This is a genomic window from Delftia deserti (assembly GCF_042653485.1).
Lineage (GTDB): Bacteria > Pseudomonadota > Gammaproteobacteria > Burkholderiales > Burkholderiaceae_C > Comamonas > Comamonas acidovorans.
The window spans coordinates 4,369,781-4,396,246 of sequence record NZ_JBHSIH010000001.1 but is presented as its reverse complement, the minus strand read 5'-3'; the positions used below and the strand labels follow the sequence as shown (position 1 = coordinate 4,396,246).

At 65.8% G+C, this 26,466-nt stretch carries 24 protein-coding genes and 2 pseudogenes; 13 read left to right on the top strand and 13 right to left on the bottom strand.

Features of this window, described 5'->3' with window-relative positions; translation table 11 throughout:
• Window positions 1-12 precede the first annotated feature (12 nt).
• Complete coding sequence (locus ACFPFG_RS21120; protein WP_380108136.1) at window positions 13-522, top strand: CoA-binding protein; 510 nt, start codon at window positions 13-15, stop codon at window positions 520-522.
• A 230-nt stretch (window positions 523-752) separates the two neighbouring features.
• On the opposite strand, the gene ACFPFG_RS21115 is transcribed toward ACFPFG_RS21120, so the two are convergent.
• On the bottom strand, window positions 753-1,586 hold the full coding sequence (locus tag ACFPFG_RS21115; protein ID WP_312377087.1) for a GNAT family N-acetyltransferase: 834 nt from the start codon (window positions 1,584-1,586) through the stop codon (window positions 753-755).
• Window positions 1,587-1,893: 307 nt separating this feature from the next.
• On the opposite strand from ACFPFG_RS21115, the gene ACFPFG_RS21110 reads away from it, so the two are divergent.
• Window positions 1,894-3,726, top strand: coding sequence for a methyl-accepting chemotaxis protein (locus ACFPFG_RS21110; protein ID WP_312377086.1), 1,833 nt, complete (start codon window positions 1,894-1,896; stop codon window positions 3,724-3,726).
• Window positions 3,727-3,768: 42 nt separating this feature from the next.
• Here the strand turns inward: ACFPFG_RS21110 and ACFPFG_RS21105 are convergent, their stop codons facing one another.
• Window positions 3,769-4,587: an IclR family transcriptional regulator gene (locus ACFPFG_RS21105; protein WP_380108133.1), complete on the bottom strand. Its 819-nt coding sequence runs from the start codon at window positions 4,585-4,587 to the stop codon at window positions 3,769-3,771.
• Between the two features lie 149 nt (window positions 4,588-4,736).
• Between ACFPFG_RS21105 and ACFPFG_RS21100 the strand changes: the two genes are divergently transcribed.
• The 4 genes from ACFPFG_RS21100 to ACFPFG_RS21085 all read left to right on the top strand — a co-directional run bounded on the left by ACFPFG_RS21100 (window position 4,737) and on the right by ACFPFG_RS21085 (window position 8,999).
• Window positions 4,737-5,702 (top strand): MBL fold metallo-hydrolase, encoded by a 966-nt coding sequence (locus ACFPFG_RS21100; protein ID WP_013800328.1) that lies wholly within the window; start codon window positions 4,737-4,739, stop codon window positions 5,700-5,702.
• Between the two features lie 132 nt (window positions 5,703-5,834).
• Complete coding sequence (locus ACFPFG_RS21095) at window positions 5,835-7,511, top strand: FAD-dependent oxidoreductase (RefSeq protein ID WP_380108130.1); 1,677 nt, start codon at window positions 5,835-5,837, stop codon at window positions 7,509-7,511.
• A gap of 145 nt (window positions 7,512-7,656) precedes the next feature.
• Window positions 7,657-7,923 carry a DUF2783 domain-containing protein gene (locus tag ACFPFG_RS21090; RefSeq protein WP_013800326.1) on the top strand — a complete coding sequence of 89 codons (267 nt, stop codon included), beginning with the start codon at window positions 7,657-7,659 and terminating at the stop codon, window positions 7,921-7,923.
• A gap of 104 nt (window positions 7,924-8,027) precedes the next feature.
• Entirely contained in the window at window positions 8,028-8,999 is a 972-nt protein-coding gene (locus tag ACFPFG_RS21085) for a Bug family tripartite tricarboxylate transporter substrate binding protein (protein WP_183020788.1), read from the top strand.
• Window positions 9,000-9,193: 194 nt separating this feature from the next.
• Here the strand turns inward: ACFPFG_RS21085 and ACFPFG_RS21080 are convergent, their stop codons facing one another.
• Window positions 9,194-9,493, bottom strand: coding sequence for a hypothetical protein (locus ACFPFG_RS21080; RefSeq protein WP_197954702.1), 300 nt, complete (start codon window positions 9,491-9,493; stop codon window positions 9,194-9,196).
• A 208-nt stretch (window positions 9,494-9,701) separates the two neighbouring features.
• Between ACFPFG_RS21080 and ACFPFG_RS21075 the strand changes: the two genes are divergently transcribed.
• From ACFPFG_RS21075 to ACFPFG_RS21050, 6 genes and pseudogenes are all read left to right on the top strand, one after another.
• The gene (locus ACFPFG_RS21075; protein ID WP_312377084.1) at window positions 9,702-10,703 is read left to right on the top strand and encodes a helix-turn-helix transcriptional regulator; all 1,002 of its coding nucleotides are present in this window, start codon (window positions 9,702-9,704) and stop codon (window positions 10,701-10,703) included.
• A gap of 1 nt (window position 10,704) precedes the next feature.
• Window positions 10,705-11,517, top strand: a complete 813-nt coding sequence (locus ACFPFG_RS21070) for a PD-(D/E)XK nuclease family protein (protein ID WP_197954700.1) — start codon at window positions 10,705-10,707, stop codon at window positions 11,515-11,517.
• Between the two features lie 14 nt (window positions 11,518-11,531).
• A complete protein-coding gene (locus ACFPFG_RS21065; protein WP_197954698.1) occupies window positions 11,532-12,167 on the top strand; it encodes a hypothetical protein in 636 nt (211 codons plus the stop codon).
• A gap of 63 nt (window positions 12,168-12,230) precedes the next feature.
• Window positions 12,231-13,040 (top strand): annotated as a pseudogene (locus tag ACFPFG_RS21060) (cell division protein FtsZ); the annotation flags it as partial.
• Between the two features lie 41 nt (window positions 13,041-13,081).
• A complete protein-coding gene (locus ACFPFG_RS21055; RefSeq protein ID WP_380108126.1) occupies window positions 13,082-13,843 on the top strand; it encodes a hypothetical protein in 762 nt (253 codons plus the stop codon).
• 476 nt (window positions 13,844-14,319) lie between these two features.
• A pseudogene (locus ACFPFG_RS21050) lies at window positions 14,320-14,430 on the top strand (fimbrial protein); the annotation flags it as partial.
• 23 nt (window positions 14,431-14,453) lie between these two features.
• Here ACFPFG_RS21050 and ACFPFG_RS21045 read toward each other — a convergent pair.
• The 9 genes from ACFPFG_RS21045 to ACFPFG_RS21005 all read right to left on the bottom strand — a co-directional run bounded on the left by ACFPFG_RS21045 (window position 14,454) and on the right by ACFPFG_RS21005 (window position 23,879).
• Window positions 14,454-15,197, bottom strand: coding sequence for an ABC transporter ATP-binding protein (locus ACFPFG_RS21045; RefSeq protein ID WP_380108124.1), 744 nt, complete (start codon window positions 15,195-15,197; stop codon window positions 14,454-14,456).
• On the bottom strand, window positions 15,194-17,086 hold the full coding sequence (locus tag ACFPFG_RS21040) for a branched-chain amino acid ABC transporter ATP-binding protein/permease (protein WP_063327652.1): 1,893 nt from the start codon (window positions 17,084-17,086) through the stop codon (window positions 15,194-15,196). The genes ACFPFG_RS21045 and ACFPFG_RS21040 overlap by 4 nt, the downstream gene beginning before the upstream one ends.
• A complete protein-coding gene (locus ACFPFG_RS21035) occupies window positions 17,083-18,111 on the bottom strand; it encodes a branched-chain amino acid ABC transporter permease (protein ID WP_012202505.1) in 1,029 nt (342 codons plus the stop codon). The genes ACFPFG_RS21040 and ACFPFG_RS21035 overlap by 4 nt, the downstream gene beginning before the upstream one ends.
• 83 nt (window positions 18,112-18,194) lie before the next feature.
• Window positions 18,195-19,346: an ABC transporter substrate-binding protein gene (locus ACFPFG_RS21030; protein WP_183020786.1), complete on the bottom strand. Its 1,152-nt coding sequence runs from the start codon at window positions 19,344-19,346 to the stop codon at window positions 18,195-18,197.
• A 35-nt stretch (window positions 19,347-19,381) separates the two neighbouring features.
• Window positions 19,382-20,041 (bottom strand): TetR/AcrR family transcriptional regulator, encoded by a 660-nt coding sequence (locus tag ACFPFG_RS21025; RefSeq protein ID WP_380108121.1) that lies wholly within the window; start codon window positions 20,039-20,041, stop codon window positions 19,382-19,384.
• Between the two features lie 17 nt (window positions 20,042-20,058).
• On the bottom strand, window positions 20,059-21,363 hold the full coding sequence (paaK, locus tag ACFPFG_RS21020; RefSeq protein ID WP_380108119.1) for a phenylacetate--CoA ligase PaaK: 1,305 nt from the start codon (window positions 21,361-21,363) through the stop codon (window positions 20,059-20,061).
• 11 nt (window positions 21,364-21,374) lie between these two features.
• Window positions 21,375-21,842, bottom strand: a complete 468-nt coding sequence (gene paaI / locus ACFPFG_RS21015) for a hydroxyphenylacetyl-CoA thioesterase PaaI (protein WP_183017824.1) — start codon at window positions 21,840-21,842, stop codon at window positions 21,375-21,377.
• An 11-nt stretch (window positions 21,843-21,853) separates the two neighbouring features.
• Complete coding sequence (locus ACFPFG_RS21010; protein WP_013800319.1) at window positions 21,854-22,636, bottom strand: enoyl-CoA hydratase-related protein; 783 nt, start codon at window positions 22,634-22,636, stop codon at window positions 21,854-21,856.
• A gap of 253 nt (window positions 22,637-22,889) precedes the next feature.
• Entirely contained in the window at window positions 22,890-23,879 is a 990-nt protein-coding gene (locus ACFPFG_RS21005; protein WP_183017823.1) for a tripartite tricarboxylate transporter substrate-binding protein, read from the bottom strand.
• A gap of 177 nt (window positions 23,880-24,056) precedes the next feature.
• On the opposite strand from ACFPFG_RS21005, the gene hemE reads away from it, so the two are divergent.
• Window positions 24,057-25,169 (top strand): uroporphyrinogen decarboxylase, encoded by a 1,113-nt coding sequence (gene hemE / locus ACFPFG_RS21000; protein WP_183017822.1) that lies wholly within the window; start codon window positions 24,057-24,059, stop codon window positions 25,167-25,169.
• A gap of 33 nt (window positions 25,170-25,202) precedes the next feature.
• Here hemE and ACFPFG_RS20995 read toward each other — a convergent pair whose 3' ends face one another.
• On the bottom strand, window positions 25,203-26,030 hold the full coding sequence (locus tag ACFPFG_RS20995; RefSeq protein ID WP_380108116.1) for a carbohydrate binding domain-containing protein: 828 nt from the start codon (window positions 26,028-26,030) through the stop codon (window positions 25,203-25,205).
• Window positions 26,031-26,466: the final 436 nt, after the last annotated feature.

The following is a 26,466-nucleotide window of genomic DNA, read 5'->3' as shown; positions in this document are numbered from 1 at the left end:
ACACTGCGGCGCATGAGCGATACAGCAACAGACTCCCGCCTGCGCGACATCCTCGTGCAGTGCCGCACCCTGGCCGTGGTCGGCCTGTCGCCGCAGCCCGAGCGGCCCAGCCACCAGGCCTCGCAGTACATGCAGCGCCATGGCTACCGCATCGTTCCCGTGAACCCCGTGGTGGCGCGCGAGGGCGGCCGCATCCTGGGCGAGCCCGTCCATGCCAGCCTGGCCGACGCTGCGGCCGCGCTGGCCGCCCAGGGCCTGCGCATCGACATGGTCGATTGCTTCCGAAAGAGCGAGGACATCCCGCCGCTGGCCGCCGAGGCCGTTGCCGTCGGCGCACGCTGCCTGTGGCTGCAACTGGGCGTGGTCAACGATGCCGCCCTGGAGCAGGCCCGTGCCGCAGGCCTGTGGACCGTGCAGGACCGCTGCGTGAAGATCGAGCACCAGCGTCTGCTGGCCGATGCGGCGCCCGCCGCACAGCAGCCCGGCATTGGCCCGGCGATGACCCAGGAAAGTAGTCCATGAAAAAGGCCGCAGCCTGCGAACAGGCTGCGGCCTCGAATTGGCGTGGACCAAGGCCCGGTCAGTCCGGTGCAGGTTACCTGCCTCCGTCCGGGTGTCTGCTTCAGCCCACATCCAGCATCATGCACGGTCTTTGTGACAGCCCTGTGATGCACATCACGGTCCGGCTCATTGCACAAGAAGCCGGATCCGCCCTCTCTTCCCGGAATGTCCCCCATATCGCCGCGCCGGCCTCAGCCGCGCCGCGTGAACAGGCGCAGGTAGCGCGAAGGCAGGTCCTGCATGCGCATCATGATGGGCAGGTCGGCCGTGTTGAAGTCGCTGTCCCAGGCCGGCGCGCCCAGCACCTTGGCGCCCGTGCGCAGATAGCCCTGGATCAGCGCGGGCGGCTCCACGCTCATGCCGCTGGTACTGACCGAGGCCAGCTCCTCGGGCAGGGCCACGCGGGGACGCACCTGCAGCTCAGGCTCGGCCAGATGGGTCTGGCGCAGTTGCTGCCAGACGCGCGCCGGTCCCTCGCCATGGGCCAGGCCCGGGTACTGCATGGGAATGCTGGCGCAGCCGACCATGGCGTCGAGCTGGTTGCGCTGCATGAATTCGGCCAGTGCGCCCCATAGCGCCAGGATCACGCCGCCCTGGCGGTGCGATGCATGCACGCAGCTGCGGCCCAGCTCCACCATGCGCGGGCGCCAGGCGTGCAGCGGGGCGAGGTCGAATTCCTGGTCGGAGTACAGGCCGCCGGCGCGCAGCGCCTGGGTGGGCGTCAGCAGGCGGTAGGTGCCGATGACCACGCCCCGGTCGGCATCGCAGACCATGAGGTGCTCGCAGAAGTCGTCGAAGGCGTCGATGTCGTGTCCGGCCAGCGGCGTCTGCAGCACGGCGCCCATCTCGGCGGCGAACACCGCATGGCGCAGACGCTGCACCTGTCGCACTTCGTCAAGGTGCCGGGCCCAGCGCACGTCCAGCCGCAGGGGTTTGTCTGCGGCCTGGGGTGGCTTGAGAAGCGCGGAAAGCGGGGGCTTGGCGACGTCGATCGCCGCGTTGCGAAGGGTGTCAAGAACGTCCATATGCCCGCCTTCCTCGTCATGTTGGACGCAGTCGGTGGCCTGCCTGTGCCACTCGGTTTGCCTGCGTGCCGCCATTGTGGAAAGCCGCCATGAAAGTCCCGCGACGGTTGCGTTACAGCAACATGTCACACCGCACTGCAATGGTGCACTGCAGCAAATGCCTCTATGACAGGTGTTGCGCGCAAGTTGGTGCACGCCACCCCAGGGTTGGCATGTCGTCAAAAATGAAACAAATTGTGCGTTAATGACAGGGCCGCATGCCCGGCCATCGCGGCTTGCGGAGTCCTCAGTCTTCCCTTGCCGCGCCATGCTCCAGACCCTTCGCTCCAAGATCCTTGCCATCAGCACAGCCACCGTGGTCGGCGCCCTTGCCATCACGGGGGCTGCCACGTACCACATCGTTCGCGGCAGTACGTTCCAGACCATCGAACAGGACCTGGACGCCATCACCGCAGGCAACACCATGGCCATCGACCAGTGGGTGGCCGCCAAGGCACGCGCCGTCAGTGCCGCCGCCGCCGTGATCGAGCATGGCGACCCGCAGGGCTTTGCCGCCCACATGGGCCAGGCCAGCGGCTTCCCCATCACCACGGTGGGCTGGCAGGACAAGACCTTCAAGTCCACCACCAGCACCCCGCCGGACTACGACCCCACGGCCCGCCCCTGGTACAAGAGCGCCGTGCAGGCCGGCAAGCTGACGCTGACCAAGCCCTATGGCGACTCCACCACGGGCGTGCCCTATGTGGCCTTCGTGGCTCCCATGCTGCGCGGCGGCGCGTTGCAGGGCGTGATCAGCGGCGCCGTGCCGCTGGAGGGCGTGCGCGAGGTGGTCTCGGCCATCCGCCCCACGCCCGGCAGCCTGGGCTTCGTGGTCAGCCGTGACGGCCAGGTGCTGGCGCATGCCGATGCCAAGCTGCTGCTCAAGCCCACCTCCGACATCTCCGAGCTGCTGACGCCGGCCGCGTTGACCGCGCTGGCCAGCGCCACGGCGCCCCTGGAAGTGAGCCTGGGCGGCAGCGCCAAGCTGCTCAAGGCCCGCCCGGTGCAGGGCACGGACTGGCTGCTGGTGGTGGCGCTGGACAAGGCCGAGGCCACGACCGGCCTGCAAAGCGTGCTCAAGACGCTGGCCATTGCCATCGTGCTGCTGGCCTGCCTGGCAACCGCCGTGGCGGCGGCGCTGACGGCACAGTCCTTCCGGCGCCTGTCTCAGGTGCGCGACGCCATGGACAAGATCGGCTCGGGCGGCGGCGACCTGACGCAGCGCCTGCCGGTGTCGGGCGATGACGAAGTGGCGCAGATCGCCTCGTCCTTCAACGGCTTCGTCGAGCAGATCGGCACCGTGCTCAAGGATGTGCGCAACGGCGTGGAGTCCATGAAGACCGCCACCGACGAGATCAAGCTGGGCAATCTGGACCTGTCCAACCGCACCGAGTCCTCGGCCAGCAGCCTGCAGCAGACCTCGGCCTCGCTGTCGCAGCTGACGGCCAATGTGCGCCAGTCGGCCGAGGCGGCCGCCATGGCCACGCGCCTGGCCCAGTCGGCCAGCAGCTCGGCCACCAAGGGCGGCGACGTGGTGGGCAGCGCCGTGAGCACCATGGACGACATCTCCAAGGCCTCGTCCAAGATCGGCGAGATCATCGGCGTCATCGACGCCATCGCCTTCCAGACCAACATCCTGGCGCTCAATGCCGCAGTCGAGGCAGCCCGCGCGGGTGAGCAGGGCCGGGGCTTTGCCGTGGTGGCGGCAGAAGTGCGCAGCCTGGCCCACCGCAGCGCGGCGGCCGCCAAGGAGATCAAGACCCTGATCGACGCCTCGGGCGCCAGCGTGGCCATGGGCACGGAGCGCGTGCGCGCCGCCGGCCAGACCATGGGCGAGATCGTGGACGGCATCCAGCGCGTCTCCCAGATCATTGTCGAGATCAACGGAGCCATGACCGAGCAGAGCGTGGGCATCGGCCAGATCAACCAGGCCGTGGCCGACATGGACCGCGCCACGCAGCAGAACGCCGCGCTGGTGGAGGAGTCCACCGCCGCATCATCCGTGCTCAACGAGCAGGCCCACCATCTGTCGCGCACGGTGGCCGGCTTCACGCTGGAAGGGCGTGCGCCTGCCCGGGATCAGCTGCTGCTCACGCACTGAGCCTTAACCAAGCGCCACTGAACCCCACCGGGGGCCGTGCGCTCAGGCCTGGGCCGGCGCTCCCAGGCGCTGGGACAGGCTGCGCGCCTGGGCCTGCAGCAGCCGGGCCGGCCGGCCTTGCAGGTCCAGGTCCAGCGTGGCCGAAGGGCCGATGGCGGCAATGGCCAGCACCAGCTGGCCAAAGCCGTCGAACACCGGCACGGCCAGCGCGCTCACGCCTGACAGCAGCTGGTTCTCGACCCGGCTCAGGCGGCTGGCACGGATGGCGGCCAGCTCCTGCGCGAAGGCCGGCTCCTCCAGGCTGTGGCCTTCCGCGTCCAGCAGCGGCGCAATGCGCCCGGGCTCGCCGAAGGCCGCAAAGATCTTGCCCGTGGCCGTATGGCGCAGCGATGCGGGCGTGCCGTGGCGCATGGCCACGTAGACATGGGTGGGCCCCTCTTCCACGCGAATGATGGTGGGCCCCTGGCCGCTCCACATGGCAATCGACACCGTGCTGCCCACCTCCTGCGCCAGCGCGGGCAGCTCGGCAATCGCCAGGCGCACGGGATCGGCCTGCTGCAGGCTGATCAGCCCCATCTGTATGGCCAGCGGCCCCAGGCCGTAGTGGCCGCTGGCGCGGTCCTGCTCCATCAGGCCCAGCTTGCAAAAGCTCACCAGGTAGGGGTGGGCCTTGGCCGCCGTCATGCCGGCCTCGCGCGCCAGATCCTTCAGCGCCATGCGCCGGCCTGTGCGCGCCAGCGCCTTGAGCAACTGGCCGCCGACCTCCACGCTCTGGATGCCGCGCGGGCCGCGCGTGGGCTCGTCATCGGCGCTGTCGGAGGGGAAGACGGGGTCGTTCGGGGAGGAGGCGGCATCGGACATGGCAGGCATTGTGAAGGCTGGAACCCGGAGTTTGTGGCCCCGAGGGTTTTTCACTATGTCAAATGAATTGTTCAATGTTGAATTTTTCCCTAGCATTCAGGCATTCGATAAAAACAAATGCATTTGTCCATCTCAAAAGCAGGATACCCATGACCACCAAGACCTTTGCCTCCGCCGCCGACCTCGAAATCAAGCAGGTCAGCTTCGACAAGCTCTCCGAGCACGCCTACGCCTACACGGCCGAAGGCGACCCCAACACCGGCATCATCATTGGCGACGACGCCGTGATGGTGATCGACACCCAGGCCACGCCCGTCATGGCCCAGGACGTGATCCGCCGCATCCGCGAGGTCACCGACAAGCCCATCAAGTACGTGACGCTGTCGCACTACCACGCGGTGCGCGTGCTGGGCGCCTCGGCCTTCTTTGCGGAAGGCGCCGAACACATCATTGCCAGCCAGGACACCTACGACCTGATCGTGGAACGCGGCGAGCAGGACAAGGCCAGCGAGATCGGCCGCTTCCCGCGCCTGTTCCAGAACGTGGAAAGCGTGCCCGACGGCATGACCTGGCCCACCCTGACCTTCACCGGCAAGATGACGCTGTGGCTGGGCAAGCTGGAAGTGCAGATCCTGCAGCTGGGCCGAGGCCACACCAAGGGCGACACCGTGGTCTGGCTGCCCCAGGACAAGGTGCTGTTCAGCGGCGACCTGGTGGAGTTCGGCGCCACGCCCTATGCGGGCGACGCCTACTTCCAGGACTGGCCGCACACGCTGGACGCCATTGCCGCCCTGCAGCCCGAAAAGCTCGTGCCCGGCCGGGGCGCCGCGCTGCAGACGCCGGCCGAGGTGCAGGCCGGCCTGGCCGGCACGCGCGACTTCATCAGCGACCTGTGGACCGAGGTCAAGGCCGGCGCCGACGCCCAGCAGGACCTGCGCAAGGTCTACGAGGCCGCCTTCGCCAAGCTGCAGCCCAAGTACGGCCAGTGGGTGATCTTCAACCACTGCATGCCCTTCGATGTGACCCGCGCCTATGACGAGGCATCGGGCCACGCCGACCCGCGCATCTGGACCGCCGAGCGCGACCGCCAGATGTGGCTGGCGCTCGAAGGCTGATGCACGGCGGCGTCCGGGCCTGAACACCGGCACGCCCGCCCATCGCACCCGTCCGTGAACCGGCGCCCTGGCGCGCCGGCGGGGATGGCTGCGCCCTTTTTTCCACACTGCCCACGCCAGAGGACGAACACCATGTCCCACCCCGCCATCTCCCTGCAAGCGCTGCGCGGCAGCGGCGCAGACATACAGTCCATCCACATTCCCTACGAGCGCCATGCCGACCAGGACGCCGGTGCGGACACGCCCGCCCGGCATCCCGTGGTCATCGTCGGCGCCGGCCCCGTGGGCCTGTCGCTGGCCATCGACCTGGCGCAGCGCGGCCAGCGCGTGGTGCTGCTGGACAACGACTGCCGGCTGTCCACGGGCTCGCGCGCCATCTGCTTTTCCAAGCGCACGCTGGAGATCTGGGACCGCCTGGGCGTGGGCCAGGCCATGGTGGACAAGGGCGTGTCCTGGAACCTGGGCAAGGTCTTCTTCAAGGACCAGCCGCTGTACCGCTTCGACCTGCTGCCCGAGGACGGCCATGAGCGCCCGGCCTTCATCAACCTGCAGCAGTACTACGCCGAGGCCTACCTGGTCGAGCGCGCCCTGCAGCTGCCGCTGATCGACCTGCGCTGGCACAGCAAGGTCACGGCGCTGCAGCCGCAGGCCGAGGGTGCGCTGCTGACCGTGGAGACGCCAGACGGCAGCTACCGCATCGATGCGCAATGGGTCCTGGCCTGCGACGGCTCGCGCTCGCCGCTGCGCGGCCTGCTGGGCCAGGAAAGCCATGGCCGCATCTTCCGCGACCGCTTCCTGATCGCCGACGTGAAGATGCACGCCGAATTCCCCACCGAGCGCTGGTTCTGGTTCGACCCGCCCTTCCACCCGGGCCAGAGCGTGCTGCTGCACCGCCAGCCCGACGATGTCTGGCGCATCGACTTCCAGCTGGGCTGGGACGCCGATCCCGAGGAAGAGAAAAAGCCCGAGAACATCGTGCCGCGCATCCGCGCCCTGCTGGGCAAGGACGCGCCCTTCGAGCTGGAATGGGCCAGCGTCTACACCTTCGCCTGCCTGCGCATGGACCGCTTCGTCCATGGCCGCGTGGTCTTCGCGGGCGACAGCGCCCACGGCGTCTCGCCGTTTGGCGCACGCGGCGCCAACAGCGGCGTGCAGGATGCCGAGAACCTGGCCTGGAAGCTGGACCGCGTGCTGCGCGGCCAGGCCGATGCCTCGCTGATCGCCACCTACGGCGCCGAGCGCGAATACGCGGCCGACGAGAACATCCGCAACTCCACGCGCGCCACCGACTTCATCACGCCCAAGAGCGAGATCAGCCGCCTGTTCCGCGACGCCGTGCTGGACCTGGCGCGCGACCATGAATTCGCGCGCCGCATCGTCAACAGCGGGCGGCTGTCCGTGCCGGCCACGCTGCATGGCTCGGCGCTCAACACGCCCGACACCGACACCTTCGACGGAACGCAGCTGCCCGGCGCCGTGCTGGCCGATGCGCCCATGCGCCGGCCCGGCGCAGACGGCACGGCCTGGCTGCTGCGCGCACTGGGACCGGACTTCACGCTGCTGCACTTCGGCCCCACGCCCGCCTGGGCGCAGGCGCTGCCCGGCGTGCTCAACCTGTCCATCGCGGCCGAGGGCGAGGCCCATGCGCACGGCGCCGACCTCATCGATGCGCGCGGCCTGGCGGCCCAACGCCTGGATGCGCGCCCCGGCACCAGCTACCTGCTTCGGCCTGACCAGCATGTCTGCGCGCGCTGGCGCCGCCCCGACGAGGCCGGCGTGCGCGCCGCTCTCCAAAGAGCCTCCCCCTGAGTCGCTTCGCGCCTTCCCCCGTTGCACGGCGCCCTCTCTCGCTACGCGGGAGGGGGACGACAGCCTCGCTGCGGGGCGGCCCTTGCTCGCTGTCCCTGGTGGAGGCCCCACCAAAGGATTCCCTCATTTTTGTCAGGAGACCGCCATGCTGCTGTCCACCCACCCCAACCTGCAGGCCTGCGACGATTTCTACGAAGCCCTGATCGCCACCCACCAGGGGCTCGATACCGCGCAAAGCCATGCCCTCAATGCCCGCCTCGTGCTGCTGCTGGCTAACCACATCGGCCACCAGGGCACCTTGCTGCATGCGCTCGAACTGGCCCGCGCCAGCGCAGGACTTGCCCCTGCCGGCGCGGACCCGGCCGAGCGCGGCGCCGTGACGCCGGTCGCCCCGGTGCACGCGGCCGCCTGAAGCCGCGCGCCGCCGCCCGTGCGGCGGCCTGCCATCCCCACAAAGGCGCCCGCCTCACACCTTGGACATCTCACAAGGGCGCCGCATACAACATGGAGACAAGGATGCAACGCAAGCAGTTTCTGGCCGCACTGGCCTGCTCGGGCCTGGCCCTGGCCGCAGGGCCTGCCGCCCTGGCACAGGACAAGCCCCTGGAATGGGTCGTGGGCTATGCGGCCGGCGGCGGCTCGGACGTGGTCGCCCGCGTCATCGCCGAAGCCATGGGCCGCAACATGGAGCGGGTCATCGTCATCAACAACAAGCCCGGCGCGGGCACCAACATCGCGGCCGAGTACAGCGCCCGTTCGCGCGACTACGGCAACCTCATGTTCACGGCCGACTTCGCCACGCTGGCGGCCAACCCCTTCCTGTTCAGCAAGCTCAACTACAACGCCGAGCGCGACTTCAAGCCCGTGGGCATGCTGGTGCGCTTTCCCATGCTGCTGGTGGTCAACAACGAGGTGCCCGCCACCAACCTCGCCGAATTCCTGGCCTGGGCCAAACAGCAAAAGACCGGCGTGAGCTGGGGCTCGGCCGGACTGGGCAGCCCCCACCACCTGGTGGGCGAACTGTTCCGCGAACAGGCGGGCATCAGCAACATGACCCATGTGCCCTACCGCGGGGCGGCCCCTGCCGTGCAGGACGTGGTCGGCGGCCAGATCCCTGCCATGTGGGCCGACAGCGCCACCATCATTCCCTTCCTGAGCGAGAAAAAGCTCAAGGCCATCGGCGTGGCCAGCCCCGCCCGCGTGGACGTTCTGCCCCAGGTCGCCACGCTGCAGGAGCAGGGTCTGAAAGGTTTCGAGGGCTATGCCTGGCAGGGCATCGTCGTGCCCACGGGCAGCTCGGCCGACGTGGTCAAGAAGTTCAGCCAGTCGCTGCAGCAGGCCCTGGCCGACACCCGCACCAAGGCACGCCTGGCCGCCATGGGCGTGGAGCCCATGCCCGGCAGCGCCGAGCAGATGGGCCAGTTCGTGCGCGCCGAGCGCAGCAAGTGGGGTCGCGTGATCGCGGCGAACAATATCAAGCTGGATTGAGTGCGGCCTTTGGCAGGCCGGGCTTTCCTGTGCCTGGCAATGGCCGCCCTCTCGCAGCAGCTTCTGGCAAAGCTGCTGCGAGGTTTTCAGCTGACTGGCACTTGATCTCACGGCAGCAGGCCCAGTGCCAGCCATGCCAGCGGCGGCAAACCCGCAAGGCCGGCATTCCTTCGAGGAAACCGGCCCAAGACGCCTCACAACGTCCGTCGAAGCGACCCCGTGCGAATCTCATACACACGCACCTTTCCATCACCGCAAGTCACCGCCACCTGATCGCCCATGACATTGGCGGCCACCGCGCCCTTGTAGCCACTGCATCCGATGTTGCGCTTGAGACTGCCGGTACGGATCTCAAAGACTTTGACGATGTTGTTTTCAATTTTGGCCGCGTACATGAAAGCTCCTTTGCAGAATAACTTGGCAAAGGCAGCGTAACCAGCAGCTGCGACAGCATGTGTCGCAGCCAATTCCTGGTTGGCAGGCAGTTGCAGCATGCTTGGCTGGCTGGAGGCTTTCGGGACAGCCTCAGCTCATGGCGTTAGCGATGCTTGGCACCTGCCGGAACCTTCTAAACCGTCGACCTGCGACACACTTTGTCGCATGCTCCCGCATGATCTGCGCATTCCTGGGAATCTTCGGAACCTATTGAAAATCGTGCCTGAAATCGCCTGGCGCAAGTTGTAACCATGAGAAACTGAATCCATGCCGCAGCGCCCAGATACTCTAGAAACTGTACGACTTGCTGTGGAGCTGCTGCGCCGCATTCCACGTGGGCGCAAGATCACCACGGGCCAGTTGCATCAACAGCTCCAGGATGCGGGAATAGAGCGCAACCTGCGCACTATCCAGCGCCAACTGGAAATGCTCTCCACCCACTTCGACATCGAACGCGATGACCGCAGCAAGCCCCACGGGTATCGCTGGAAGGAAAATGCGCACAGCCTGGCAGTGCCCCATATCACCCCCCAGGAATCGCTGCTGCTGCAACTGGCCGAGGAACAACTCAGGCATCTATTGCCCACGCGGCTCATGCAGTCCATGGATGGCTTTTTCACGCAGGCCCGGCGCAACCTCAGCAATGCGCCCGATACCGCGCTGGAACGCCAATGGCCGCACAAAGTGCGTGTGGTCGCCACCAGCCAGCCGTTGCTGCCCCCGGCCATCGCTCCCGGCGTGCTGGAAGCAGTCAGCGAAGCCCTCTACGCCAACTGCTGGCTGGAGTTGGACTACCGCAATGCCACGGGCACCTGCAAATCCGTCAAGGTCATGCCCCTGGGCCTGGCCCAGCAAGGCCCGCGCCTGTACCTGGTCTGCCGCTACGACGGCTTCGACAACGAGCGCAGCCTCGCGCTGCACCGCATCCAGAAAGCCCAGGCCTCCACCCTCACCTTCGAACGCCCGGATGATTTCGATTTGCAGGAATATGACGAAGATGGGCGCTTCGGCTTTGGCGAAGGACAGCGGATAGCACTGTCTTTCCATATTGAAAAAGGAGCGGGCTTTCATCTGCGTGAAACGCCGCTATCCCGGGATCAGAAGATTCGTGAGATAGATGAGGACTGGATGGAGATCAAGGCAACTGTCGTTGACAGCGCAATGCTGGAATGGTGGCTGCGAGGATTTGGAGATTCAGTCCATCAAGTGAAACGTAGAAAGATCAGAAGACATATCACTTCAACCCCTTCAATGAGCTCAATTCAATAGAATGCAAGCACCTTTCAGTTCTCTTCAGGAATTTTTCAGCGGCTGGCAAGAGATTGGCCGTTATGAAGAAAAATCCAGCTTCACGGAAAATCTGGCCCATTTTTTTCAGCAATTCAGCGCTCACCATCAGAAAGAGGAAGAAAACACACCTGAGCCACTAGCCACATCAAAAACCATTGATGTACAAAGGCTGGCTGAATTCTTCACTGCGATCGAAAAGCCGCTGGAAGCATCGCGCCACAGTGCCATTGCCTTCGACCCTTGGCGTGTCATTGCACTGGGCCGCAATGAGGTGCGCGTGGTCAGCATTCTTTCCTGGCTTCTCGATCCAGGCGGAAGCCACGGCTACGGACCTGCGCTGCAGCAAGGATTGCTGAGCCATATCAATCGTCAGATTCCTGCCTTTCCCACCCACTCCAGAAATCGCTGCCTGGTACGCTCCGAAATCAACCTCAATGGCGAAAGTGGCAACCGGGTGGACATCGAGATCGACGCGGAGAATTTTCACCTGGTCATCGAGGCAAAAATCGATGCGCTTGAACAGCCCAGGCAAGTGGAGCGCTACTGCGAGCAAGCCAAAAAGCGCACTACCCGGCAGGGCTGCCCTTGGGCTCTCATCTATCTGACACCCACTGGCAGAAAGCCTTCTCATGAAGACGAAAATCTTCTCTGCCTGTCCTGGTACCAGCTGAGCCGCATATTGCAGGAAAGTATGAAAAATCACCAGAACAGCAGAGACAATGATCTGCTGGCGATACAGGGCAATGCCGATTTTTTTGTCAAAACCTATCTCAACCACATCTGTTCATTTTAGCCAAAGGAAAAAAGATGTCTGAAAGCAAATTGTCCGGGGAATTCATTCTCAAGAATTTCCAGATTTTCAATGATGCAATTCACTTCTTTGAAAATTCCATTCATCCAAAGATATTGAATGGAATCGATAATTGCATCGAAGAATTCTCACAGGAAAACGACTGGGAAGGAGATTTCCAGCTGGAAGAAAACAGTGAAAACTGGCTGCGCCCCAAAAATTGGGAAACCGACGATGGCCTTGAGGCATGGTTTGAGATAAGTTCCACCGAGCCTGACGATGATGATGGAAACTATTGGGAATCCCTGTTCTGCAAAAAATCCAGAAACAAACACGAGGCAGGCTTCTTCTTCTATGTAGAGACCAGGCATTTCGGTGGAAAGCGCGCATGGAATGCCAGCTTCAAAGCAATCCCTGAAGAAACAAAGTCCAGCCTGAAAGAAATCGGCTTCAAACAGTTCGAAGACTATTTCTTCCTCCCCATCGAACTCAACAGCGATGAATTGGCAAAAAGCTGGCGACTGGCGGCAGACCCCTTCACTCCCGACGATGAATGCTTTACCCCACTGCGTGCCACGCTCGAAAAGCTGAAGCAAGCCGTTCCAATATTCGACTCCATCATGGAAAGTGCGCTGGTGTCCAAAAAGGCTTAAAAAGACAGCCGCAAGCCATTTCACATGAAGGCTTGCGGTTCTTCAATAAAAATCACCTGCACCATTCACATCGGCATGTCTGAAGCTGAAAATTTCGAACTGGGAACACGGATCAAGGTCATCGGCATCGGTAGTGGTGGCAGCCATGCCATCAACCACCTGATCGAATGTGGAATGCGGGGCGTGGAATTCATCTGCACCCACAGCGGCGCGCAAGCGCTGCCGAGCAGCCGCGCACACCGCACGATCGAACTGTGCCGCGCGCCCGTGGAGCATGTCCATGCCGCGCTCGCAGGCACGGACTTGCTGTTCATCACGGCCGGCCGGGGCGGCGGCGCCGACCTCGAAGCCGCTGTCGCAATTGCGCGTGCCGCCCGGGAAATGGACATTCTGACCGTCGGACTGGCGGCTACGCCCCGTGAAGACACCGCACTGGCGAAGCTGGAGGCCCATGTGGACTCGCTGATCGTCACCCACGACGGTGCTCTGCACGGCATGCTCAAGACCGTCGTGAGTGAGATTGCCGCCATCCTCAACGAGTACGGCCACGTGAATGTAGACTTTACAGACGTGAGCACCGTCATGCGCGGGCCAGGCAGGGCCATGGCTGGCTCGGCCCAGGCCAGTGGACCGCACCGCGCCCGGATCGCTGCAGAGCATGCCGTTGAGGGCTTGGACCTGTCAGACGCCAAGGCATTGCTGGTGCTGGTCACGGCTGCCAAAGGCAGCCTCAAGCTGTCCGAATCGCGCCAGGCCATGGCCGCCATCAATGCCGGCAGCTCGCCCAGTGCGCATGTCATCTTTGGAGCGGCCTTCGATGAATCGCTGGGCGACAGTATTCGCGTGACCGTAGTGGCTACCGGAGTAGCCCGCCAGCAGCATTAATTCCATCTCGTCAAACAAAAGAAGCAAAAATGCAATCTGCAGAATTAATTCAATCAGAATTGAATTCTATTTATGAAGAATTCAAAAATCAGACGGTTTTCCCTGCAGCTATTGCTGAAAACTCATCCCCACCTTTGCTTCTGAGTGTTCCTGAGAAATGGGTAAAGTCCACTGACAGAGTCCTGATCATCGGGCAAGAGACACAGGGCTGGGATTTTGACCCAGGCGATTATTTCCCTGATCTGAAGTCCTCCATCAAGAATTTTTCGGATTTTCAGAAAATACACAACAGTGTCCCGGCAATGACCGCAGGATATCGCTCCTTCGAATTCGCAAGGCATCAACCCGCAAACTACAACAGTCCCTTTTGGCGCGCTTATCGCAGCGTGCGCTCCCAATTTGACGAGCAAGAGGATGGCTATGAAACATCCGTGCTCTGGACCAATCTTTTCAGAATTGACCTGAATGGAACAAGTGTAGTCAGGAACGGCCGTGCGGAAGATATATCCCGCATACGTGAAGCCGGTACCAAACTGCTGCTTGACGAGATAAATTTGCTCAACCCTACAGCAACGATATTCTTCACAGGACCGAATTACAATGAGCATCTTTACGCCCATTTCCCAGACATCAGAATCTGTGATTTCCTAGATCATGACCCGCAAAAAACTGCCATTCTGGAACACCCCTTACTTCCACCCCATTCTTTCAGAACATACCACCCCGGATACCTTTCCAGAAGCGGTCAACTGGGAATAATTCAAGATATTATCAACATAATAAAACAATAGATTTTATATATTAATCCGCGTATTGACATGACTCTGAGCGGGAAGGAAAAATACCTTCCAATGTGCACAAAGGCCAGCGCCATTCTCCAAAGCCTTTCATGCCTTTAAGGAATCAGTTCTGTGGGCTGCACACTACTCCCATCCGCTGCAAGGAGCTGCGGTTTGGCTTGGATGCGGCTTCCTACAGTTGCCCTATGAGAGAGCGTCCAGCGATGGATGCCCTTGCTTGCATAAAGCGCTTGCCGGCTTGTCTGACGTTTTGGAGACGATGCTGGCCTACACTGCCACGAAGGCCACGGGCTCGACAAGCAGAAAATTCCAAGAACTCATACAAAAATCAGAAAATTCTTAGCTAATCCTCCGCAACTTTCAGACTGCGCCGCATTGCCCTCCTTGCTGGCAGATCATTAAATCTGTTCCGCCACCGACGCGGCGCGGCTTGAGGCAAATCGTTCTCACAAGGCCATACACCTGCGGGACAGGTGAATTTCAGCATTCCGCTCTGGGCCCGCTACGTGCAGACCGAAGCCGCCCCTTCACCAGGCACCGCGAACGCCAACGCCACGTTCACCATGAGCTACCAGTAGGCGGCCCGTGGCCTGGCTGCCGCTCAGGCGGCGGCCTCCGCACTGCGCCCCATCCCCAGATAGGTATCGATGATGCGCCGGTCATGCAGCAGCTCCCTGGCCGCGCCGCTGAGGGCCACGGCGCCCATTTCCAGCACATAGGCACGGTCGGCCACCTTGAGGGCGGCGCGCGCGTTCTGCTCGACCAGCAGCACCGAGACGCCGTGGTCGCGCAGGCCGGCCACGACCTGCAGCACCTCGCGCACGATCAGCGGCGCCAGGCCCAGCGAGGGCTCGTCCAGCAGCAGCAGGCGCGGGCGTGCCATCAGCGCGCGGCCGATGGCCAGCATCTGGCGCTCGCCGCCCGACAGGGTGGAGGCCATCTGCGGGCGCCGCTCCCTCAGGCGCGGGAAGATGGCAAAGACCTCGTCCATGCGCTGCGCCTGGTCGCGCAGGCCCCGGCGCCAGCGCGAGAAGCCGCCCAGCAGCAGGTTGTCCTCCACCGACATCTCGCCGAACAGCTCGCGCTTTTCGGGCACCAGGGCCACGCCGTTGGCCACCATGACCTCGACGCCGGGGCGTGCGATGCGCTTGCCGTCCAGATGGATCGCGCCGCGCGAGGGCAGCAGGCCCATGGCGGCCGACAGCAGCGTGGTCTTGCCCGCGCCGTTGGGGCCGATGACGGTGACGATCTCGCCGCTGCGCACATCCAGATCCACCTGGTGCACGGCCTCCACGGGACCGTAGGACACGCTCAGGCCCTTGAGCTGCAAAAGGGTGTCGCTCATGCCGTCTCTCCGGTTGCCTCGTCGTCATCGCCGCCGCCCAGGTAGGCATCCAGCACGCGCTGGTTGACCTGGATCTGGGCCGGCGTGCCTTCGGCGATCACGGTGCCGAACTCCAGCACCGTGATGCGGTCCGCAAGATTCATGACGAACTCCATGTCGTGCTCCACGACGAGAATGCCCAGCCCCTCGGCGCGCAGCTGGCGCAGCAGGTCGGCCAGGGCCTGTTTTTCCAGGTGGCGCAGACCGGCGGCCGGCTCGTCCAGCAGCAGGGCCGCGGGCTGGCCGGCCAGGGCGCGCGCGATCTCCACGATGCGCTGCTGGCCCAGGGCGAGCGAGGCGGCCGGCACGTCGGCGAAGGCGCCCAGGCCGCAGCGCTCGATCTGGCGGCGCGCCTCGGCCAGCACCGAGGCCTCCTCGGCCCGGTCCAGGCGCAGCATGGAGGCCAGCCAGCCCCGGTGCGCACGCCGGTGCGCGCCCACGGCCACGTTCTCCAGCACGCTGCGCTGGCCCAGCAGGCGCACATGCTGGAAGGTGCGGCCCAGGCCCAGGGCGGCGAAGCGGCGCGAGGGCGCATCGTTCATGGCCTGGTCCATGAAGCGCACCTGGCCCTCGGTGGGCGAGTCCACGCCCGAGATCATGTTGAAGAAGGTGCTCTTGCCCGCGCCGTTGGGGCCGATCAGCGCATGCACCTCGCCGGCCTTGAGCGTCATGGCCACATCGTTGTTGGCCACCAGGCCGCCAAAGCGCTTGGTCACATGCTCGGCCGCCAGCAGCACCTGGCCCGCCGCAGGCAGCGCGCGCTGCGCCAGCGGCGCCGCGTCCGCCAGCTTCAGATCGGACACGGGCCGGCGCACCCAGCGTGCCGTGAGCGCCTGCAGCGTGGGCCACAGGCCTTCTGCAAAGCGCTGCAGCACCAGCACCATCAGCAGGCCGAAGACGATGACCTCGAAGTTGCCGCTGGTGCCCAGCAGGGCCGGCAATATGTCCTGCAGCTTTTGCTTGACCAGGGTGATCAGCGTGGCGCCCAGCACCGCGCCCCACAGGTGGCCTGCGCCGCCGACCACGGCCATGAACAGGTACTCGATGCCCACGTTCAGGTTGAAGGGCGCCGGGCTCACGAAGCGCTGCATGTGGGCGTAGAGCCAGCCCGACAGCGTGGCCAGCAGGGCCGCCAGCACGAAGAGCTTGACGCGATAGTGCGCCGTGTCGATGCCCATGGACTCGGCCATGACACGGCCGCCGCGCAGCGCGCGGATGGCCCGGCCCTCGCGCGAGTCCAGCAGGTTGTGCAGCAGCCACAGCGCCACCAGCAGCACGGCCCAGATCACCACGCCCATGGCGCGCGGCGAGGCCAGCGAGACGCCGCCGATCACCAGCGGCGCAATGCCCGTGATGCCGGTCTGCCCGCCCAGGAATTCCATGTTGCCGAACAGGTAGTACAGGCTCAGTCCCCAGGCGATGGTGCACAGCGGCAGGTAGTGGCCCTGCAGCTTGACCGTGACTGCGCCCAGCAGCCAGGCCACGACGAAGGTGATGAGCAGGCCCAGCGCCAGGCCCACCCAGGGCAGGCCCGCCGCGCCCACCAGGCCGCCCAGCGCGGCCACCGAGGCAGGCGCCGTGCAGACCCAGGCCGTGGCATAGGCGCCGATGCCCACGAAGGCCGCCTGGCCGAACGAGGTCATGCCGCCCACGCCGGTCAGCATCACCAGGCCTGCGGCCACCATGGCGAACAGGCCGATATAGCTGAGGATGACGACGGTGAAATCGGGCAGGAAGCCCCAGGACGCGGCCAGCAGCGCAATGGCCGCCACCGTGAGCACGCGCGTGCTGATGCCGCCCGAGGCGGCCTTGGCAGGCGCCGCGGCCTGCGAGGAAACGGGGGCGCTCATTCTTCTTCCTCCACATGGTGGCTATTGCGCGATCGCCACCACAGCACCGGGATGATCAGCGTGAACACCAGCACCTCCTTGTAGGCACTGGCCCAGAACGACGAGAAGGCCTCCAGCAGCCCGACCAGCAGCGCGCCGGCCAGGGCCAGCGGGTAGCTGGCCAGCCCGCCCACGATGGCGGCCACGAAGCCCTTGAGGCCGATCAGAAAGCCGGTGTCGTAGTACACCGTGGTCAGCGGCGCGATCAGCAGGCCGGAGATGGCGCCGATCAGCGCGGCCAGCGCAAAGCTCACGTCGCCGGCCATGGCCGTGGGAATGCCCATGAGGCGTGCGCCCACGCGGTTGATGGCCGTGGCGCGCAGCGCCTTGCCGATCATGGAGCGCTCGAAGAACACGAACAGCAGGGCCACCAGCACCAGGGTCACGCCCACCACCACCAGGGACTGGCCCGAGATCGTGATGTCGCCCAGGCGCAGCTGCGCCTCGGAAAACGCGGGGGTGCGCGAGCCTTCGGCACCGAAGAACAGCAGCCCCAGGCCGACCAGCACGCCATGCATGGCCACCGAGACGATGAGCAGCATCAGCACCGAGGCATGGGCCAGCGGCCGGTAGGCCAGGCGGTACAGCAGCGGCCCCATGGGCGTGATCAGCACCAGGGTGGCCAGCGCCTGCAGCATCAGCGAGGACGGGCGCAGCCCCCAGGCCAGGGCCACGGCAATGGCCGGCAGCGCCAGGCACCACAGGAAGGTGGCGGGCCAGCTCACCTGGCTGCCCGCGCGCCAGCGCAGCAGGTCCACCACCAGCACGGCGGCGGCCAGGGCCAGCAGCAGCCACAGCGTGGTGGGCACGCGGCCGGCCTGCATCATGGCCAGGGTGAGCGCGCCGAAGGCGACGAACTCGCCCTGCGGAATGAAGATGATGCGGGTGACCGAGAACACCAGCACCAGGGCCAGCGCCATCAGGCCGTAGACGGCGCCGTTGACGATGCCGTCCTGCCCCAGCAGCAGGGCGATTTGCAGATCCATGATCGACTTTCGAGCAGGCGCGGCCGAGCGCCACAGCGGCCGCCGCCAGGTGCGGCAGCCGCTGCGGCCTCAGGCCCGCAGGTTCAGGGCTGGTACTTCCAGGTGCCGTTCTCGATCTTGACCATGACGGCCGCGCGCTGGTCCAGGCCCAGGTGGTCGGTGGGCGTCATGTTGAAGATGCCGTGGGCGCCGGCCACGTCCTTGGTCTGCTCCAGCGCATCGCGCAGGGCCGCGCGGAACTCGGCCGTGCCGGGCTGGGCCTTCTTGAGCGCGGCGGGAATCGCGGCTTCCAGCACGCGGCCCGCATCCCAGGAATGCGCACCAAAGGTCGATGCCGTGCCCTTGCCGTTGGCGGCCTCGTAGGCTTCCACGTAGGAGACGGCGGACTTCTTGACCGGGTTGCTGTCGGGCAGCTGGTGGGCCACCAGCACGGGGCCGGCGGGCAGCAGCGTGCCTTCCACATCCTTGCCGCCCACGCGCAGGAAGTCGGCATTGGCCACGCCGTGGGTCTGGTAGATCTTGCCCTGGTAGCCGCGCTCCTTGAGCGATTTCTGCGGCAGCGCGGCCGGCGTGCCCGAGCCTGCGATCAGCACCGCATCGGGCTTGGCGGACATGAGCTTGAGCGTCTGGCCCGTGACCGAGGTGTCGCTGCGCGAATAGGCCTCGGTGGCGGTGAGCTTGATGCCCTTGGCCTCGGCCACCTTGCGGAACTCCTGCAGCCAGCTTTCGCCATAGGCGTCGTTGAAGCCGATGTAGCCCACGGTCTTGATGCCGGCCTTGGCCATGTGCTCGCCGATGGCGGCGGCCATCATGGCGTCGTGCTGGGGCGTCTTGAAGACCCAGAATTTCTTGGCATCCACGGGCTCGACGATCTTGGCCGAGGCCGCCAGCGTGATCATGGGCGTCTTCGCCTCGGAGACCACGTCCACCATGGCCAGGGAGTTGGGCGTGATGCTGGAGCCCAGGATGACATCGACCTTGCTCTCGCTGATCAGCTTGCGCGTGTTGGCCACGGCCGCCGTGGTGTCGGAGGCATCGTCCAGGATGATGTAGTTGACCTTCTGGCCCGCCACCGTGCGCGGCATCAGCGCCACGGTGTTCTTCTCGGGAATGCCCAGGGAGGCCGCCGGTCCGGTGGCCGAGACCACCACGCCCACATTGATGTCGGCCAGGGCCGAGCCCCAGACCGTGGCCAGGGTCGCGGCCAGCAGGCCCAGTTTCGTCAAACGCTTCATGTCTGTCTCCTTGTGTTGGATGGGGCGTGGCACCTTCAGGCGCCACAATTTACCGTGGTAACTATTTTTTTGCCAGCGGTTTGATGCCCGGGTTTGCCTGGGGTCTGCACAGCCGGCAGGCCTGCCAGGAACAGGTCGGCCACCACGGGCGCCATGGCCTCGTGGTCCAGCGAGCCGTCGGGCCGCAGCCAGGTGAACATCCAGTTCATCATCCCGAACAGCAGCATCGCCAGCGCCTTGGAAAGGCCCGCGCCATCGGCGTCCGGCCGCAGCTGGGCCACCGCCTGGGCAAAGGTCTCGACCACGGCGCGCTCCTTGTCCAGCACGCGCTGGCGGTCGTCGTCCTGCAGGAAGCGCACGTCCTCGGTGAGCACGCGGTGGGCATGGCGGGCATGGGCGTATTCCTGCACGAAGCGCTCGATCAGCATGCGCAGCCGCGGCTCGGGCGGCAGGTCCATGGACTGCACCTCGTCCACCAGGGACTGCAGTCGCGTCATGTGGCCGTCGGTGATGTCCACCAGCAGCGCGTACTTGTCGCGGAAATAGTGGTAGATGGTGGGCTTGGACAGGCCGCAGGCCTGGGCCACCTCGTTCATCGAAGTGCCGGGGTAGCCGCTGCGCGCGAACAGCGCGGCGGCATGGCCCAGGATCAGTTCGCGCTGGTCGTCGTATCCGGAAGATCGGCCTCGGGCCATGGGACTCCTGTGCGCGCTCAGCGGCTGCGGTGGTCGATCACACGGCGGGCCTTGCCCACCAGGGTGCGCTCTATGGAATCGGGCCGCAGCACCTCGACCTCGGCGTTCACGCCGACCAGGGTCTTGATGCGCTGCTGCACCCACTGGGCCAAAGCGTCGGTGTCGCCCTGCGTACCCGGCTGCATCTCGCAGCGCACGGCCAGCCGGTCCAGGTTGCCGTCGCGCGTGACCACCAGCTGGTACTGGCCCGACAGTTGGGCGTTCTGCAGCACGATCTCCTCGACCTGCGTGGGAAACAGGTTCACGCCGCGGATGATGAGCATGTCGTCGCTGCGACCCACGATCTTGCCCATGCGCCGGAAGCTGCGCGAAGTCGGCGCCAGCAGCCGCGTCAAATCCCGCGTGCGGTAACGAATGATGGGCATGGCTTCCTTGGACAGCGACGTGAAGACCAGCTCGCCCTCGCTGCCGTCGGGCAGCACCTCGCCCGTGTCCGGGTCGATGATCTCCGGGTAGAAATGGTCCTCCCAGATCACCGGCCCGTCCTTGCTTTCCACGCATTCGCTGGCCACGCCCGGGCCCATGACCTCCGACAGGCCGTAGATGTCCACGGCGTCCAGCCCCGCCTTGCCCTCGATCTCGCGGCGCATGGCCTCGGTCCAGGGCTCGGCGCCGAAGATGCCGATCTTGAGCGAGCTCTCGCGCGGGTCCAGGCCCTGGCGCTGCATCTCCTCCACGATCACCTGCATGTAGCTGGGCGTGACCATGATGATGTCGGGCCGGAAGTCCTGGATCAGCTGCACCTGCTTTTCGGTCTGCCCGCCCGACATGGGCACCACCGTGCAGCCCGCGCGCTCGGCTCCGTAGTGCGCGCCCAGGCCGCCCGTGAACAGGCCGTAGCCGTAGGCCACATGCACCATGTCGCCGGGCCGCCCGCCCGCCGCGCGGATGGAGCGCGCCACCAGGTTCGCCCAGTTGTCGATGTCATTCAACGTGTAGCCCACGACCGTGGGCTTGCCCGTGGTGCCCGAGGAGGCATGCACGCGCGCCACCTTCTGGCGCGGCACGGCGAACATGCCGAACGGGTAGTTCTCGCGCAGGTCCTTCTTGGTGGTGAAGGGAAAGCGGGCCAGGTCGGACAGCGTGCGCAGATCGGACGGATGCACGCCCTTTTCGTCGAAGGCGCGGCGGTAGTGGGGCACGTTGTCGTAGGCGTGCTGCAGCGACCAGCGCAGGCGCAGCAGCTGCAGCGAGGCGATCTCGTCGCGGCTGGCGGTTTCGAGGGGGTCGAGTTCGCCGGGGGCGGGGCGCTGCAGGGACATGGCGGACCTCTTCAGGCGGGCTCTGCCAGGCCGGGCACGGTGGGCCGGCCCTTGAAGCTGTGCGAGCGGCCACGGAACAGCGCGATCACTTCCTGGCGCTGGTTGATGACTTGCACGTCATAGACGCCGGTGCGGCCTGCGCGCGAGACTTCGCGGGCCTGGGCCGTGAGCACGTCGCCGGGCCGGCCGGGCGCGACGAAGTCCACGCTCAGGCCCGAGGCCACCGTCATCTCGTTGCGCGCATTGCAGGCATAGGCAAAGGCCGTGTCGGCCAGCGCCGTGATGAAGCCGCCGTGGCAGATGTCGAAGCCGTTGAGCATGTCGTCGCGCACGGCCATCTCCATGCACGCCGCGCCGGGGGCGATGTCCGTAATGCGCAGGCCCAGGCCTTGCGCTGCGCGGTCGCGCGCCAGCATGCCGTCGCGCACCTGTTCGGCCAGGCGCTGTGCGGCTTCGTCCGGGGTGTGGGTGTCTTGCATGGCGCCGCTCCTCAACGATCCGAGAACACGGCAGCCCGCTTGCCCAGGAAGGCGGCCACGCCCTCCTGGTAGTCGTGGGCCGCGCCCAGCTGGCCCTGCTGGCGCGCCTCGCGCGTGAGCGCATGTTCGTAGTCCAGCAGCTGGGCCGAGTCCATGGCCTCCCGCGTGCGCGCCAGGGCCCGCACGGGCATGGCGGCCAGGCGCTGGGCCAGGGCCTGGGCCTCGCTGCGCAAATCGGCATCCTCCACGCAGCGCCAGATCAGGCCGATGCGTTCGGCCTCGGCCGCGGGCAGCTTGTCGCCCAGCAGGGCCAGCCCCAGGGCGCGCGCACGGCCCACCAGGCGCGGCAGCAGCCAGGTGCCGCCGCAGTCGGGCACCAGGCCGATCTTGGCAAAGGCCTGGATGAAGCTGGCCGAGCGCGCAGCCAGTACCAGGTCGCAGGCCAGCGCGATATTGGCGCCAGCACCTGCGGCCACGCCATTGACGGCGGCCACCACGGGCACGGGCATGGACTTGAGCCGCAGGCACAGCGGCTGGTAGCGGCGCTCGATCAGGTCGCCCAGGTTCTGGTCGGGCGCGGCCTCGGGGTCGGACAGATCCTGGCCCGCGCAAAAGCCGCGCCCCGCGCCCGTGAGCACCACGCAGCGCACCGAGGCGTCGCCGGCGGCCTGCTCCAGGGCCGAAAGCAGCTGCTCGTGCAGTTGCGCGTTGAAGCTGTTGAGCGCGTCGGGGCGGTTCAGCACCAGGGTGCGGACGGCGTCGTGCTGCTCAACCAGAACCAGCGATGGGGGCATGAAAGTCTCCGTGGCCTGTCTGCCGTCTTTATGCGGCAGATCAAACATAATTTACCGAATGGTCGGTAAATGTTAGTCGCCAGACCCTTGCCACGACAAGCGCCCAGGCACCGAGGAAACCCTAGGCCCCATGAAAAATGACCCCCACGCTGCCCTTGCTGCGCAAGGTCCGCTGCCCCCCGAGGGGGCGTTTTTCATCTTGGGGCGGCCCGGCGATGAAAAAAGGCCCGCACGGGCCATTTTTCTTGAAGATTCAGGGCTTGAAACCCGAGCGCTGCACCACCGGCGTCCACTGCGCGCGGTAGGCCTTGAGCATCTCGGCCGTCTGCGCGCTGCTGCTGGAGACCGGGGTCAGCCGGCTGGCCTCGAATTTCTGGCGCGTGTCGGGCTCCTTCATGATCTCCTGCACCATGCGCGACAGGCGCTCGGCAATGTCGGGCGCCATGCTCTGCGGCGCGAACAAGGTGTTCCAGCCCATGCCCGACAGGTTCAGCCCCGATTCCTTGAGCGTGGGAATGTCCGGCGCCATGGTGCTGCGGCGCTCGCCCGACACGGCCAGCACGCGGATCTTGCCGGCCTCGTGCTGGGGCAGCAGCACGTCGAAGGTGTCGATGGCCAGCGGCACCTGGCCGCCCACCAGGTCGGTCAGCAGCGGGGCCGAGCCCTTGTAGCCCACGGTTTCGGTCTGCACCTTGGCGGCCTCGCCCAGCATCAGCGAGAAGAAGTGCGGCAGGCTGCCCGTGGCCGGCACGCCCACGTTGGCCTGCTGCGGATTGGCGCGCAGCCAGGCCAGCAGGTGCGACAGCTGCCTGACGGGCACGGCACTGGCCACGGCCACGCCGAATTCATAGCGGTTGACCTCGCTGACCGGGCGGAAGTCCTTGTCGGGGTCGTAGCCCGAGTCGGGGAACACCAGGGGCGCCACCAGCATCACCGCCGGGTTGGCCAGCAGCAGCGCGGGCTGGGAGGCCGGCGCGTTCTTCACATACTGGGCCGACAGGCGGCCGCCCGCGCCGGGCTTGTTCTCCACCACCACGGGCGAGCCCACGCGCGCCTGCAGCTTGTCGGCCACGATGCGCGCCACGCGGTCGGTGGCGCCGCCGGGCGGGTAGCCCACGACGATGCGCAGCGGCGCCTTGCCCGGAAACAGCGGCTCGGCCGCCGTGGCGCTTCCAGCCAGCCAGCTGGTGGCCGAAACAGCCGGGGCCAGGGCCAGGATCTGGGTCAGGGTTCTTCGCTGCATCGCAAACTCTCTCCTTGCATGGACGGATTCCCGTGCGGAACGCACGCCGCACAATGTAGCGGCCAGCCAAAGCCCGCAGCGGCCCTGGTTGACAAGGGTTAACCCGAGGCAAGACGCCCTGCGCTGCTCGGGCATCGCGACAGCCCGGCGAAGCCGTCTCGGCGACAATCGCCCACCATGAGCTTCGCCCCCCTGACCAACGACACCTTCCTGCGCGCCTGCCGGCGCCAGGCCACCGACTACACGCCGCTGTGGCTGATGCGCCAGGCGGGCCGCTATCTCCCTGAATACAAGGCCACGCGCGCCCGGGCCGGCAGCTTCATGGGCCTGGCCACCAACGTGGACTACGCCACCGAGGTCACGCTGCAGCCTCTGGAGCGCTTCCCGCTGGACGCGGCCATCCTGTTCTCCGACATCCTGACCGTGCCCGACGCCATGGGACTGGGCCTGTCCTTTGCCGAAGGCGAAGGCCCGCGCTTCGCCAAGGTGGTGCGCGACGAGGCCGCCGTGGCCGAGCTGGCCGTGCCCGACATGGACAAGCTGCGCTATGTGTTCGACGCCGTGACCAGCATCCGCCGCGCGCTCGATGGCCGCGTGCCGCTGATCGGTTTCTCGGGCAGCCCCTGGACCCTGGCCTGCTACATGGTCGAGGGCAAGGGCAGCGACGACTACCGCCTGGTCAAGAGCCTGATGTATGCGCGCCCCGACCTGATGCACCGCATCCTGTCCGTCAACGCCGACAGCGTGGCCGCCTACCTCAACGCCCAGATCGACGCGGGCGCCCAGGCCGTGATGGTGTTCGACAGCTGGGGCGGCGTGCTGGCCGACGGCGCCTTCCAGGAATTCAGCCTGGCCTACACGAAGCGCGTGCTGGCCGGACTCAAGCGCACGGGCGTCGATGGGCAGGACGTGCCGCGCATCGTCTTCACCAAGGGCGGCGGCATCTGGCTGCCCGACATGAAGGACCTGGACTGCGAGGTGCTGGGCCTGGACTGGACGGCCAACCTGGCCCGCGCCCGCGCCATCGTCGGCGGCGAGGTGGGCGGACCCGGCAAGGCGCTGCAGGGCAATATCGATCCGAATGTGCTGTTCGCTCCTCCCGAGCGCATTGCCGAGCAGGTCGGCACCGTACTGGCCAGCTTCGGCAAGCCCCATGCCGACCGCAGCACCACGGGCCCCACGCACATCTTCAACCTGGGCCACGGCATCAGCCAGTTCACCCCGCCCGAGCATGTGGCGGCCCTGGTCGAGGCCGTGCACAGCCAGTCGCGCGCGCTGCGCCAGCCCTGAGCACGGGGCCGTCCAGGACCGCTGAGGCCTCTTCTAGTCGCACCGGCCTTCACGCGGACGGCGGCGCGCGAAGAAAGCCCCCAGTGCACCCATGGCGGTGCCGGCGAGCAACAGCCCTGCACCGTCAAGCGCAGGCACTGGTGCGGGCCCCGCGCCGGACGGCACCGGCGGCCGTACGGCACATCGGTGCGAGAGGCTGATGTCGTCGAGGGCCAGGTCGGCACCCAAACCGCTGGTATTGAGCGCTTCGCGCAAGCGTATGCCCTGGCTGGCTCCGGTGGCCTTGAAGCTGAAGCTCACCTGCTGCCAGGGAAGGTCTGGCGCATCGTCGTCGGTGACATTGGCCAGCACGGGGCTGGCCTGCTGCGCCACGGCCCCCGCCGCATCCAGCAATTCCACCGTCATCCGTGGCGAGTTCACATGGTAGGCACTGGCCAGCCACAGGCTCACCGTGTACTCCTGCCCGATGGTCAGGTTCGTCAATTGATTGGAGTACATCACCGCCCGGCTGCCGTTGGCGATGATGTCGAACAGCAGAAAGTAGCCATCGCGCGGCGCCTGGCCCATGGAACTGTGGTCGCCGCCCTGACTGGGCCACCACCCTGCGCGGGCCGCGTTCGGAGTCACGGCCTGCCACCACTCGCCGACGGCGCCCGGGTTGACCTGCCCTATGCCGGCCGCACCGGGCATGTGGATGCTGCCGCGGCCTCCATGGGCCGAGGCGCTGGAGAAGTCCAGCGTCGAGGTGCCGCATGGCACCGCAGCGATCTGCGCCTGTGAAAGAGTGCTCCCGAAGCACAGCACCCACGCGGCCCAACGGGCCGGACGGTTCCAGGGGCGTATCGATTGCCTTCGTTGCATGTGTATTCCCCTCCAGTGGGATGCCTGGGAGGGAAGACGTCGACGCGCCCGTCCGATCCTTCCCGGTTACCGCCTTGTCGCTGGCCACGATGGGCAGCCAAGTCTTTCTGGAAGGGATGCTAATCTTAATAGTCAAAATAAATCGCCAATCAAAATCAATTGACATTAATTAACAGACAACATCGAAGGCTGACGAAAACAGGGGTGGCATGCCAAGTTGCCCACAGGAATGCCCATGCGCCTGTCCACTGTGGCGGCCGGCTGTCAAAACGCCCGAATCCAGACGAAAGGCGCGGCGCACTGCGGCTTGACAGATGCCCACAAACCATCTTATGCACAGGAGCGCCAGGGCGTCGGCGGCTCCGCCTCACTTGTCGTCCGCTCTCTAATTTCGGCGACATATAGATATAAGTCTTTGTTTTTGAAGAAATTTTTT